General features: G+C 33.3%; 7 protein-coding genes. All 7 read right to left on the bottom strand.

Annotated elements, in window-relative coordinates; genetic code table 11:
• Positions 1 to 21 precede the first annotated feature (21 nt).
• From MKD41_RS01380 to MKD41_RS01350, 7 genes are read right to left on the bottom strand one after another with little or no spacing between them, the layout of a single operon-like run.
• Positions 22 to 1,548, bottom strand: a complete 1,527-nt coding sequence (locus MKD41_RS01380; protein WP_240243660.1) for a sulfatase — start codon at positions 1,546 to 1,548, stop codon at positions 22 to 24.
• 22 nt (positions 1,549 to 1,570) lie between these two features.
• On the bottom strand, positions 1,571 to 2,914 hold the full coding sequence (locus tag MKD41_RS01375) for a sulfatase-like hydrolase/transferase (protein WP_240243659.1): 1,344 nt from the start codon (positions 2,912 to 2,914) through the stop codon (positions 1,571 to 1,573).
• Positions 2,915 to 2,929: 15 nt separating this feature from the next.
• Positions 2,930 to 4,369 (bottom strand): BNR-4 repeat-containing protein, encoded by a 1,440-nt coding sequence (locus tag MKD41_RS01370; RefSeq protein ID WP_240243658.1) that lies wholly within the window; start codon positions 4,367 to 4,369, stop codon positions 2,930 to 2,932.
• On the bottom strand, positions 4,369 to 7,854 hold the full coding sequence (locus MKD41_RS01365; RefSeq protein WP_240243657.1) for a glycosyl hydrolase: 3,486 nt from the start codon (positions 7,852 to 7,854) through the stop codon (positions 4,369 to 4,371). The genes MKD41_RS01370 and MKD41_RS01365 overlap by 1 nt, the downstream gene beginning before the upstream one ends.
• Before the next feature lie 3 nt (positions 7,855 to 7,857).
• Positions 7,858 to 11,244 (bottom strand): glycosyl hydrolase, encoded by a 3,387-nt coding sequence (locus tag MKD41_RS01360; protein ID WP_240243656.1) that lies wholly within the window; start codon positions 11,242 to 11,244, stop codon positions 7,858 to 7,860.
• A gap of 13 nt (positions 11,245 to 11,257) precedes the next feature.
• Positions 11,258 to 12,517 (bottom strand): alginate lyase family protein, encoded by a 1,260-nt coding sequence (locus tag MKD41_RS01355; protein ID WP_240243655.1) that lies wholly within the window; start codon positions 12,515 to 12,517, stop codon positions 11,258 to 11,260.
• The gene (locus MKD41_RS01350) at positions 12,462 to 13,694 is read right to left on the bottom strand and encodes an FG-GAP repeat domain-containing protein (RefSeq protein ID WP_240243654.1); all 1,233 of its coding nucleotides are present in this window, start codon (positions 13,692 to 13,694) and stop codon (positions 12,462 to 12,464) included. Before MKD41_RS01350 ends, MKD41_RS01355 begins: the two co-directional genes overlap by 56 nt.

Below are 13,694 nucleotides of genomic sequence, written 5' to 3'. Positions count from 1 at the left end.
TTAAATATAAAGATTCGTTATTTAATGAGCTGCTCCTATAACCTTAACTGGTTTTCCATCTGAACCGTTTACTCGGGTTTTTTGATCCACAAAATAAGGCTGAAAAGTATACGATGAATTTGGATCCCATTTAGCATTAATTGTTGGCAAGTACTTTTTAAATGCTTCAATTTCATCTTTGTAATCAGGATTCTTCGCTTCATTTTTCCATTCGTTCGGATCTTTTTTATGATCGTAAAACTCTTCCGTTCCATCTTCATATTGAATATACCGATATCCGTTTGCTTTTATTGAGTGGTTATCTTTACCAAAAGTGGTTAATGCATATACGCCTTCTTCATTCTTTCCACCCCTCATTATTGGCACTAAACTAATTCCTTCATTTCTACCATATGCAGGTAAGCCACTTAATTCTAATAGGGTTGGGTAAATTGAAAGCATTTCAACAGGAGCATCAATTTTTTTTCCTTTAGGTACATTTGGACCTGCAAACATTAATGGTGCTTTTGTGGCAGTTTCCCATAATGCATGTTTAGCAAAGGTTCCTTTTTCACCTAAACGATATCCGTGATCAGACCATAAAACAATTACTGTATTATCAGCATATTCACTATTTTCAAGCGCTTCCATAACACGTCCTATTTCATAATCCACAAAACTTACACAGGCCAAATAAGCTTGAATAATTTTTTTCCATTCTCCTGTTTCTTTTGCCCATTCTGTTGAAGGCATCATTGGTAAATCGTTAATTTGAAGCCCTACATTAGGAATATCATTTAAATCATCTGATTGATATGGTGCTACTTCAATTCCTTCTAACGGATGCATATCAAACCATTTTTGTGGTACATATAAAGGTACATGAGGACGTAGAAAACCTAGGGCCATAAAAAATGGCTTATCGTATTTTTTATTTAAACGTTCAATGGTCCAATCAACCGATTGGTGATCTGGCATTAAAGTATCTGATTCAGGAAAAGCGCCCCAATCTGTACTTGTACGCCCATATTTTCTCTTTTTTTCTTTTGAAGTTCCAAAACCATCCCATACAAATCGTTTTTCAGGCAAAGGTCCAAACCCTTTTACACGTCCACCATTTTCATTAAAAACACCTTTTGGTGCATTTATATGAAACAACTTTCCAATTCCCATGGTGTGGTAACCATTATTTTCAAAATATTCTGGAAGAAAAGTAATGTCTTTTGTAGCTGGATTTTCTGAACGTACTTTTTCATCAGGTGTCATTCCATAAATACCTGTTGTTGACGGACGTAAACCTGTCATTATTGAAGCTCTTGAAGGACCACATAATGGCGCTTGACAGTGCGCATTTGAAAATAATACACCTGATGCTGCCAGTTTATCTATATTTGGTGTTTTGGTATTTGAATAATTATTTAAACACCCTAACCAAGTATTTAAATCGTCTACAGCAATAAACAATACATTTGGTTTATTAGTTGCAGTTTCTTCTATATTAGCTTCTTCTTTATTTCCACATGCGGATACAACCAACATTAATACAAATAAATAACTTAATTTTTTCATATTATATTTAATTTTTTATGTATTAATTATTTCTAAATTTCTTAATTTTTTCTTTTAAATCTTCAACAATCTCTGGATTACTTTCAGCAATATTATTCTTTTCATAAGGGTCGTCATCTATATTAAATAGCTGCACTATTTCTTCTTTTTTTCTTACTGGATCTGGTACAATGATTTTATATGGAGGAAAAATTGCCATATTATAGTACATGCTATTTTCAATTGTATCAAAATCATGCGCATATACTTCTCCAAAAACACCTTTACGTTCAGTTAATGCTTTTTTATCTAAAACATTAACTCCTGGCAAATTTTTAGGTTTTTTAATTCCTAGAATATCAAGCACTGTAGGCACCATATCTATACTACTTACAATAGTTTCAGCATCTATTTTAGGTGTTATTTTACCTGCCCATTTGTACATAATTGGTGTACGAATTCCTAAATCATAAGGTGCGCGTTTAGATGTTTTTATATAACCACTTTTTTCAGGATCTTGTTTCCATCCATTATCGCATACATAAACAAATAATGTATTTTCTGTTAATCCTTTATCATCTATTAAATCGAATAACTGTCCGCAAGTTTCATCAAACCATTCGCACATTGCCCAGTATTTAGCCATGTGCTCCGAATCTGTTTTTTTTAAGTACTTATCTAGTAATCGTTGTGGTGGATTATGAGGTCTGTGCGGTAAAAATGGTGCATACCATAAAAAGAACGGCTTCTTCTCTTTTAAAGCCAAGTCAACATAACTATTAATTGTATCTAAACCTTTTCGTCCTATTTCTAAACCATAATCTCCATGTCTTCCGCCACGCTCAGGATCACCATGTGTCATCCCATAATCAAAACCACCAATTTTGTGGTTTCCATGCCACCATTTTCCAGTTTGAAATGATAAATACCCTTTTTCCTTAAGCATATCTGGAAGGGTTGTTTGCTTTTCAAATGCTGCGATTATAGGTTTGTAAGCTTCATTTCTATTATTTCTACTTTCTTTTCTATCTGCTCCTCGTTCATAAACCTTATCATTTCCTATAATACCATGATTTTTTGGATATAAACCTGTAATGATTGTAGCTAAAGAAGGAGAACATAAAGGTGTTGGCACATAGCCTCTTGTAAATGTTAAACTCTCTTCTGTAAATTGATCTATGCGTGGAGTTTCTATGTTTCCATCTCCCATAAAACTATAATCTGTCCAAGATTGATCGTCGGATAGAATGAAAACAACATTTGGAGGTTGTGTTGCATTCTGTTCTGCTTTAACAGCTTCTTTTTTTGTTTTATTTGCACAAGACATTGTAAAACAAAACATTAAAGAAACTAGTAATGTTCTTTGAATAATTTTCATTGTTTTCATTTCAGGTTAAATTTATTAATTATTTTTTTGATTCATTGTAGTTTTTTCAAGTAAAGTTTCGTCTTTATTTCGTGTAATAGGGCCATTATCTCCAATAAGATACATTTTTCTAAAATCGGTTCCAGGTTCTTTTTCTGCCACAATCATTCTAGCATCTGGATGCGCATTATCAATAAGAGCAGATATTATAAATCCAGATTTTTCTCTACTTAAAAATACTTTACTTTTTTTAAACGACGTTCCACCATCAAAACTATCCCATCTGCTTATTTCTCCAATATTATCATTGGTTTTACTTTCTAGATAAACACTTACTTCTCTGTTAGATTTCACTTCTAAATCACCATTACCAATTGGAAGTCCAGAGTCTTTACTTTGCACCCATTCTGTTCCATCCCATCTAAAATGTTGTAAACGTTTTGGTCCACTTCTTTTTTCTCCTATATCTGAGCCAACCAACACAATAACCTGTGGATTTCCGCTTGAATCTACATCTGCTACACCCTGAAAAGTCCAATCTGTACCGGTATTTGTTATCAAAGTTTTTTTATCTGCCATTTCTTTTGTGAGTGGCATTTTTAGAAGCTCGTTTTTAACATTTTTCCATTCGTTATTTTTTGTATCAAAAACCATATAATACAAATTGTGTCTTTCAGGAATATGACCTCTTGCATCTTGACTATTTTTATTATCTCTACATATATGATAATCGAATGCTACAATAATATCGTTTCCATTTCCTTTACTCACCCACGGATACCAAGAATCTTCTGCTTCTTCATCTTTCTTTCTTTTATGTTTTAAAAACGAAACGGGTTCACTAAACGTTACACCGTTATCGATGGATTTTTGATATACCCAATTGCTTCTATGTGCTCCATGACGATAAAAAAGATAGATATCTCCATTATCCATTTTTACAAACTGACTATAGGTACCAAATAACGACACATTATCTAGTGTTTCCCAAGCAGAAATATCTAATGGTTTTTTAGAAACTGCATGTATGTTTTTCCCATAATGATGATTTCCTAAGGGATTCTTACCATCTGATGGCCTACCACCATGTCCTCCAAAAGCAATGTGAATATATCCAGCATCATCTATTAGAAGAGCTGGTTTTCCATGATTGTCTATTTTCTTTTTACGGTTAGGGTCTTTTCCCTGCTCACTTACACCCGCCTTGTATGGACCTTTCCATTCTTTCGTTTCGTGATTATAGGAAGCTACATAAGGATCTTCTAAAGCCCCTTGATAAGCAATATATGTAACACCTTTATGATAGACTCCTGATGGATGTTGCACAATAGCCACTGCATTACCAAAACCATTATCGGCAAAATAATCAACGGTAGTATTTGTTTCTATCTTTTTTGTTGAAACTGTTTTTTTAGAATTACAGTTTAATAACAAAAAGCATAAACATATTATAAGTGTACATTGTTTTTTAATCATTATTCTATTTCTATTATTTTATTAATTCTAATTTTTACAGGTCCCAACAATCCAGAAGTCAACAACTCAGAACCCTTATTCCAATGCTTCCAAGAAGAAAATGTTTGTCGCTCGGTTGGTCGTGTTGTGCTATTTACCAACCAATCTGGTAAACTTTTTATTTTATTCCCTTTACGTTCATAATCTAATGGCAATTGCTCATCTCCAATTAATCTGTTTGGCCAAAGATTGGTTATCTTTACTTCTAATAGATTCTTACCTTTTACAACAAAATCACTAATATTTGTTCTAAAAGGCGCTTTCCATAAAGTTGTTATCTTTTTTTCGTTAATACTAACTTCAGCAATTACTGCAACACTACCTAAATCTAATTCTAAACTATTATCAGGTTGAAGTAAATCATTAGATATTATAAACTCCTTTTTATATGTTGCTGTTCCTGAAAAATGCTGAATATTTTCGTTCTTATGATTTGACCAAGAGATTAAATCATTAAACTTCTCGTTTAAACTTTCGCCTGTTTCTAAAGGAAAGGCAACTTCCCAAGCACTCGATAAATCAATCGGTTTAGGTACATCTTTTACTTCAGCAGTTTTTGATTCTCCTGATGGATTGGTATGGGTTATTTTTCCGGAATAAGGTGTTATCCAATTGATTTTATCATCATTATAAACCAATTTCGGTTTTGGCTTATCTTTTGATAGCTTTAAAATTTGACCTTTAGGAATAAACATTGTTCGTTCTTCTCCTTCTGTGATAAACATAATTTTTAGCGTTGTTTTGTCTCCTTCAGGAATTTTACTACCTATTAATTTATCGGTAACTGGAATGTTATATTTCCCGGAAGCCACTTGTTTTTGTATCTCTCGGGTAACATCATAGGTGTTATAATGTTGAGGGATACCAGTAGTTTCTCCTTTAAATTTTCCGAATACCGCTTTTAACACCTTTAATTTTTGATTTCCAGCATCAATTTTAATATGTTCGCGTTCTTCTGCATACAATTGCTTTTTAGTATCACCAATTTGATATTCCATTCTAAACTCTTTTTTGTAACCCATTGCAGGGTCGCAATCGCAAAAAGCTCGCGACATTTTAAAATCTAATGTTCCGTTTTTAATTGAATTATTTACTTTGTCTGTAATATCAATTAAACCTTCTTGCAAAAAAGTACCATATTCCGCTTTTATGATATTTAAGTTTGAAAGTGGTTCATCATTTGGTACATCTAATTCCATTTTGGCAGTAACCAAATGTGTTGGGTTTGCGAGTTTTTTAAATACAACAAATACAGATTCTTCTGAACCCAACTGCAAAGGTAAAGTGGTTGTACCATCTTCATTTTCTTCAAAAACCACCAAGTCTTCAATAGTTCCTTTTTCTGAATTCCATAATTCTGGTTGTTTCCCAGTTACTCTAAAACGTGCTACAATTTCTCTAGCTTCTTTTCTAGCGTTGGCTATAAAGTAAATGTCTGCGTCTTCCGTTTTTCTGTGGATAAAACTGAGGTCTGTGTTATCGCTATTTTCAACTTTAAAATCTGGTATTTTTTCGTTTAAAACAGTTTCGAGTGAAATATCTATCACTAAACCAGAAGACCACAATTCATCAACATACCTTTTAACTTCATCATCACAATTTGGGTAATCTTTTAAACTTGGCGATTGCGATGGTTTTTTACCAATTACTGTCGCACCACCATCTACCAATTCTTTTACTTTTTTTAGTGTTTCTGGTTTTATAAAATCACATTCTGGTAAAGACAATATTTTATAGGTATTTCCAACAGATGAATATATCGTTCCGTTTTTAACGGTTAAATCTTTCAACTTATTCGCACCAATCAAATCATAATCGAAACCCATCGCTTTAATTTCGGGTTTTATAAATCCAATATTTGGCGAGGATTCTCCTGTAAACACTAAAACATCGGCTACATTTTTACCTTGTTGCAGTAAATATTGAGAACGGGCTAGATAATCCATATATCCTTTACTTTGCGACCACCAAGTATTTAAACGGTTAAAATCAAAACCGTGATAACTCAGGGCTAAACCAGGTCCAACATCCCAAGGTTGATGTACGTAGGTATGAAAAATAAAGCGTGTAATCCCTTGCGCCCAAGCTTGATCTCCAATTGATTTTATATCCGCTGGGTGTTTGTCCCAACCACCTATCCCAGTAAAAGACTCTGCTCCAACAATAGAACTTCCGTTTAAATGTGCAATAGAAGACACAAATTTCGCTGAATCGAAAAACGGATAACCACCACTCCAAAATTCACACATTACAATATCTCCTGTGGCGCCCACTTGCATATTATCAAAAGGTCCCCAATACGGTTCTACAGAGAATTTCATACCGTTTTTATGACATAAATCTCTAAAATGAGCATAGTAGTTTTCAGCAATTAAATCGCCAATAGTTCTTCTAAAATCCCACAAAAAACGTTCTGAAACTTCACCACTTTCTATATAATAACCTGCTAATGTTGGTAAATACGAGGTTAAATCGTAGCCTCTTAAATTTTCAAATTGAGCATCAAAACCTGTTGTCCAATTGGTGGTTTCTACTTCATAACTATCAATTAAACAATTATTTACAGTTGTTCCTATTAAATCACCTAGTTTGTCAATTATAGGTTGCACGCCAACTTTCCAATAGGCATCAACCGCTGTTTTACTCATTTTATCTACCTCTAAACCTTTCGCTTCAGGTGGCGCAGGACGATTTTGAGTACCAATTGGTGTATGTCCAAACCTTAACACAATCCACTCACCTTTGGGAACATTCCAATCTAAAAATCCATCATTAGATATTTTAGAAGTTAAATTGATAACCGTTTCTTTCGAAATGGTTGCATTTTTTGGAATTTCTTGGGTTTCTGGTAATAAATGATTTCGAATACGTTCTGATAATATTTTATAATCTAATCCTTCTATTTTTTGAGTTGCTTTTGGTTTTGGAAATGCTAAAACAGCAATATCTTTATAATAATTATATTTTGTTTTAGGTTTTGGCAATTGCGCTTTGTAATCTTGATTTCCTTGAACAGTAATTTCACTAAAAACAACGGTTTGCATCGCGTTTTCTTCGGTAACCCAAGGACCTCCAGAAGATGACCAACCTGCACTATTGTGAAACGCCAATTCTAAATCCAAACGTTTGGCTTCTTCCGCAGAAAATTTAAATAAATCTAACCATTCTTCGCTTAAATATTTTACAGGACCTTTTGGAAAACCCAAATGCACATTGAATAATTGTGCTTCTTGAATTCCTACTTGTTTCATTGCTTCTAAATCTTTTGTAATTCCAGATTTGGAAACATTACCACTAATCCAATGCCACCACGTTCTGGGTCTGGCTTGGTTTGGTGGGTTTTGGAACCCTTCTTCTAAAGTTAAAGATTGGGTTTCTTTTTCAGAAGATTGATTATTGCATCCTAGAAACAGAAAAAGTAAAATTAAAATGACTATATTTTTCATTGGTTATTTTTTCTTTATAATTTTTGATGACGAAATTGTTACAGGTCCTAACAAACCAGAAGGTAATAATTCATCTGTTGGCTTTTGAAAAGAGTAGGCACTAAACGTGGAACGTGGTCCTTTTGGAAGTGGCTGATTATTTCTATACCAATCTGGCATTTTTTTAAACTTTCCTCTAAATTCAGAATTGCCAAACCCAGGACTTCCTCTTTTTACATTATATCCTGTTTGGTTGGGTAATTTTGCATCACCAATTAAACGGTTTGTCCATTGATTGGTTACCTGAATTTCTAAAGAATTTTCGCCTTCTTTTAAGGCACTTGTAACATTTAGTTGATGTGGTGCTATCCAACTTACACCAACATTTTTTCCGTTAATCAATACTTTGGCAATTACATTTACTTTGCCTAAATTGATTTGAAATTGTCGGTCTGACTTCAACAAACCTTTTTCTATGTTGAAAGTTGTCTCATAAATTGCTGTACCTGAATAATGTTTTATTTGTTCAGTCTCGTGAGTTGTCCAATCGAATAATTGGTCTGTTTTTAGGGTAGCTTTGTAAAAGTCTTGTTCTCTAAAATTCATTGTCCAATTGCCTTCAATTTTAACAGGATTAGGAATATCGTTTACATTAATATTCCAGTTTTCTAAATCGTTTACAAGTGCTGTGTAGTTTCCGTTTTTATACACTTCAACTTGCATTTTTTTATTAGCATCTAGACTAAAGGTAGGTTTTGGTAAATTTTCAGCTAGCGTAAAAGCAACTTTAGGTTGTGCTGTTTTTACTTCTTTAAAAACTACAAAAACCGATTCTTGAGGCTGCATTTCAATAACAATATCAGTTCTTCCATTTTTAGTAGTGTACTCCACTAATTTTGTAATCTCTCCAGTTTCAGCATTCCATAATTCGGGTACTTTTCCTTTCACTAAAAAGCTACACTTTAGTGTTTCGGCCTCTGTTTGATTATGATTGTATACAAAATAAATGTCTTCTTTTTCAGTACGTCTGTGGTAGAAATTAAAATCTGGTTGTCCTTCAACAATTAAATCTTTCTGAATGTTATTCGCTTCAAAAATTTCTTCCCATTCGCCAGTGCTATATGTTTTTTTTCTAGACCAAATATCTTTTACTAATGCATCAAATTCAGCTTGCATTTCTTTGGTTACCAAATATCCTCCCAGTTTTTTAGGTTTTTCACCAACAATTAATGCCCCTTGTTTAGATAATTTGTAAATCCCTTTTAAAGTTTCTAGGTTGATAATATCGTGTCTCTGCAAAGACAAAGCGTTATAGGTAATTCCATTTGGTAATTTTATTTTTCCGTTTTCAACTTTTAAACGGTTGATAATCACATCAGCATTTACACAATCGTATTTATAAGCAGCTGGTAATTTAGGTCGCATTTGATTAGCGTGAATAACGTGACTTGGTGCTCTATCACCCACAAAAACCAAGACATCTAATACAGGGTTTCCTTGACGTAATAGATAAGAGCCTCTTGCTAAATAGTTGAACCACTCAGGACCTGCATTGTCCCACCAAGTTTGTGTTCTATCAATATGAGATCCCACAAAGCTCATACTCATACCAGGTTTTACGTGTGTGTTAGACTGATGTGCAAAACGATGAAACATATATTCGTTAATTCCGTTTGTCCATTCGTAATCTCCTTTTTGTTTTGCTAACGCAGGATGAAAACCCCAATTGAGTTTGGTGCTTGTAAACGCTTCCGCAGAAATTACGTTTTTACCATAAATATGACCTGCAGAAACTGCTGCACGTTTGTGTTTATTCGGTTTTCCTAACCAGAATTCGCCCATTGGAATATCTGCTCTTCTACCAGCATCTAAACTGTTAAATGGGCCAACAAATCCATAAGGTTCTACATAAGAAATTAAGCCATCTTCGTGACATAATTCTGTAAAATAATCAAAATAATTGGTTACCATTAAATCACTAATCAATTGTTTCATATCCCAAAAGACAGCTTCAATTGTCTCGTTATTTTCTATAGATTTTCCAGCATACATTAATAAGAATGGTGTAAAATCATACCCAAATCTTTCTTGAAATAATTGTTCTAAATCATCCGTCCAGTTTTGCGGCCCTACTTCATAACTATCAATTTCTGCATATTGCAAAGCATTTGGCGCATCAATTTTAGCTTGTTTTACGAGTTTTCCAACAAAAGCATCATAATGAATTTTTAATGCTTTTTTACTAAATTTATCAACTTCCAATCCTGTTCCTTCATCGGATGCTGGTTCGTTTGTAGCGCCAGAAGCTGTGAATCCAAAACGCATAATTGTCCAATTTCCTTTGGGTAATTTTGCTTTTAAATTTCCATCTGCATCCATTTTATCACTTAAAATAAGAATATTTTCTTTTTTAATATAGGCTGTAGTTGCTAAATTTTTAATTGGACGTCTGTTTTTTCTATAGGATGTATACTCCAATAAATTCCCTAAAACAGGACTTGTAGAAAGTTCCATTTCATAGATACCTGCATCCATTTCAGATTCTATTCTGAAATAACGCGCGGTTATTGGCTTAAAACTTTCGTAAAAGTAACATTCGTCTTTACCTATACGTTCTTCATTAGGTTTGTGTGCTAATGTGAAATTAACGCCATCGTTTGACTTTAATAAGGTCAATCTTCCTTTACGTTTATTGATAAAAACGTTTATGGATTGAATGGTATGTGGTTTTCCATAATCATATTGCACCCAATTTTTTGCTCCTAAATCTGCGTGTGTATTGGTTTGTTGATCTGTGGCTAAAGCAACATTAAAGTTTTTATCTGATGATGTGATTATTGGATTTACACTTTCATCTACTAATTCGCTTTCTAAAGTTGGATAAGCAACAACAGCAATATCTTTATAAAAATTATGTTTTGCTGATGGTTGTGGCAATTTTATATTGATTGCTTTTCCACCTTCAGTTATCACTTCACTATTCACCACAACTTTCATTGCGTTTTCTGGAGTTACCCAAGGCCCACCACTAGAGGTCCAGCCATCACAATTATGGACACCAAAACTCAAGCCGAGTTTTTCGCACTCTTTGGCTGCGTGTGTTAAAATATCTCTATGTTCTTGAGAATTGTATTGTACATCGCCTTCTGGCAAGCCCATGGATACATTAAATACCAATACACCTCCTATACCAGCTTCTTTTATGGCTTTTAAATCTTTGGTGAAACCAGCTTTAGACATATTACCACTATTTACGTGATACCAAGTTCTTGGTTTTGTTTCTTGCGGTGGATTTTGAAAACCTGCTTCTAGACTAACTTTATTTTGCGAAGCAATATTGGTCTCTTTAGAACCTTTACAGGATACTAAAATCGAAAGAATCAGAATTTGAGAGAGTATTATTTTTTTCATTTTTTCTGAATGATTAATGCTTTTTATTTTTTTGGTTTAATTGATGCAAAACTTTATCAAAAGAAGTATCTTTTAAGTTCTTACTTATGAATTTTAAATCTCTAATTAGTTTTTCTTCGGAAGATTTTGCATTTATAATTTGTTGGTGTTTCCATTCTTTTTGACCTGTTACATAAGGTATCATATATTGATAGCCTTTTTTTATACTTCTGCCATCTTGCGAGGTTACATTCCATAGGTCTATACCAACTTTTTGACCCATTTTTGCCAATTCCAAGAATCCGTGTAAATTCATAACTGAATATGAAAATGATTTAGTTCTTGCTAATTCTAAGGGTTGACTTCCATCGGGCTCTATTTGGCTAAAAATTCTATTTTTTGTAACCGTAGAAAGATATTTTTTCACCTCTTCTATCTTATTTAAATACACTAAAATATTTAGTAGTTGTACATCGTAATGTGTACCGTGGTTGTTTTTTCTAGTTGCTTCTTCTTTTCCTAGCTTGCTGTTTTTTAGCCAGTCACTATATTCGGTAAACCAAATCAACATTCCGTCTTCTGTTTTTTTATCGAGGATATTTCTGTCTTTAGCTAATTCTAAAAATTGTATAACAGTTGTAATTCCATCAAATTCAATAATACCAAAACAACGTCCTTCTGATTTACCTGGAACATATTGCCCGAAATTAACATTTGGGTTCATTCTGGTTTCTTCGTTTAAAAACCAAGTATTAATAAGTGCTAAACTTTTAGTTGCATATTGCTTTTTATCACTAAAAAAATAGGCTTCACTTAAAGTAGTTACAGCAGAAATAAAGTTATTCTTCTCTACAAAATCTGTAAAATCATTTCGAGTTTCTGGGTTTATTTCCCCATCTTTTCTAATATACGGTAGTCCATCATCTGTATTTGGGTTTGGCCACCAATAAGGCCCAATACTCATATAATCGTGTTTGTTTTTACTGGGTGGTAGCCCCGTTTTATTTACGACAGAATACGCTTTAACATCTAATAATTGATCTGCATTGTTTAATAGCTCTTTGTAATTTTCAACAGCTTTTTTATCACCTTTTTTTAGATGCAATTGCTCTGCTTCTAATTCTTGATAATCGATTACACGAATGATGCCTTTATAGTTTTTTTGAGCATATCCTTTACACCCAACTATACACAAAAGAACACACATTCTAAAAACAATATTTTTTACTTTCATATTTTTAATTTGTTGGGTTTTCATACCATATAACCCCCAATCCATCTTCATTTTCTCCATAATTCTCTTCACAAGTAAGCACATCCAAATCGCCATCTCCATCTAAATCTATGAGTTCTATTCTATCATATTTTATGCCTTCTAATCCGCTTATATGATGCCATTCCCATTGAGATTCTGTTGGATTCTTATTGTAAGACAACCAGTAAATTCCGGATTGTCCTTCTTTTTTAAAAGTGTTAGACGTATGTACTATATCTAATTTTCCGTCATTATTAATATCTCCAATTTTTACCGCCTTTGCTCTACCTGAGGTTTTAGGAATATCAATATTAAAAGTTTTCCATTTTAAACCTGTATGGTCCAATCGTTTCATAAAAACAATTTTTTGGTTGGTATACTCTGTAGCAATAGCATCTTCTAATCCGTCTCCATCCAAATCTGCTAAATCCATAAACATCACTCTAACGTCTTTAGCCCCCATAAAATGGTTTTTCCAGAACTTTTTTTGTTTCCTTCTTTTTCCAGGGTTTTCTAACCAGCGTACACCATTTGTTGCTCCTTTATTTCTATCGGAAACTACAATATCCAAATCCCCGTCATCATCCATATCTCTTAATATGATAGACATTACCCAAGTAGCATTGCTTATAGGATAGTATTTCCAATCATCCATATTTCTAGGGTTCTTTGGTGCTTGAAACCAACCTATTTGTCCCTTTTTATTTTTAGAGCCTACTACAATATCTAATCCATTCTTAGCATCTATTTGCATGGGAACGGCAAACATCCACTGTGTCATTTTTTCTGAAACAGGAATTACTTCTGATCTCCATTTATTAGCGTCTAAATAATCTTCTTTATTAGCAGGTGCCCAATTGATGTACATTTTTTGATGTTTCCACTCTGTACTACTAATCACATCTATGGCGCCATCATTATCCAAATCTGCAAAAAAAGCATCTTCTACATGTGGCGTTTTTCCAACAATAACTGAAGACCAATTTTCTTTAACTTTTTCATAACCTGGATTTATATATACTTTTGTATATCCGTCTTCTTCCCACCCTGTAGTAATATCTAATAAGCCATCATTATTTACATCCATTAAACGAACACCATCTGCGCCACCTAAAGAATTATCTATGATGTGCCTTTGCCAAATAGCATCTTGCGCCACTATAAAATGGTTTATGATAAGAGTTAAAAAAAAACTAATAATAAAATGTATTCTCAT

The sequence above is a fragment of the Lutibacter sp. A64 genome (genome assembly GCF_022429565.1).
GTDB lineage: Bacteria > Bacteroidota > Bacteroidia > Flavobacteriales > Flavobacteriaceae > Lutibacter.
The sequence above is the reverse complement of the archived record's forward strand: the minus strand, read 5'-3'. Positions and strand labels throughout refer to the sequence as shown.

Bases quoted from the DNA above. Each gene is read 5' to 3' on its own strand.
- MKD41_RS01375 (WP_240243659.1), bottom strand. From the start codon at position 2,914: ATGAAAACAATGAAAATTATTCAAAGAACATTACTAGTTTCTTTAATG.
- MKD41_RS01355 (WP_240243655.1), bottom strand. From the start codon at position 12,517: ATGGAGAAAATGAAGATGGATTGGGGGTTATATGGTATGAAAACCCAA.
- MKD41_RS01380 (WP_240243660.1), bottom strand. From the start codon at position 1,548: ATGAAAAAATTAAGTTATTTATTTGTATTAATGTTGGTTGTATCCGCA.
- MKD41_RS01370 (WP_240243658.1), bottom strand. From the start codon at position 4,369: ATGATTAAAAAACAATGTACACTTATAATATGTTTATGCTTTTTGTTA.
- MKD41_RS01365 (WP_240243657.1), bottom strand. From the start codon at position 7,854: ATGAAAAATATAGTCATTTTAATTTTACTTTTTCTGTTTCTAGGATGC.
- MKD41_RS01350 (WP_240243654.1), bottom strand. From the start codon at position 13,694: ATGAGAATACATTTTATTATTAGTTTTTTTTTAACTCTTATCATAAAC.
- MKD41_RS01360 (WP_240243656.1), bottom strand. From the start codon at position 11,244: ATGAAAAAAATAATACTCTCTCAAATTCTGATTCTTTCGATTTTAGTA.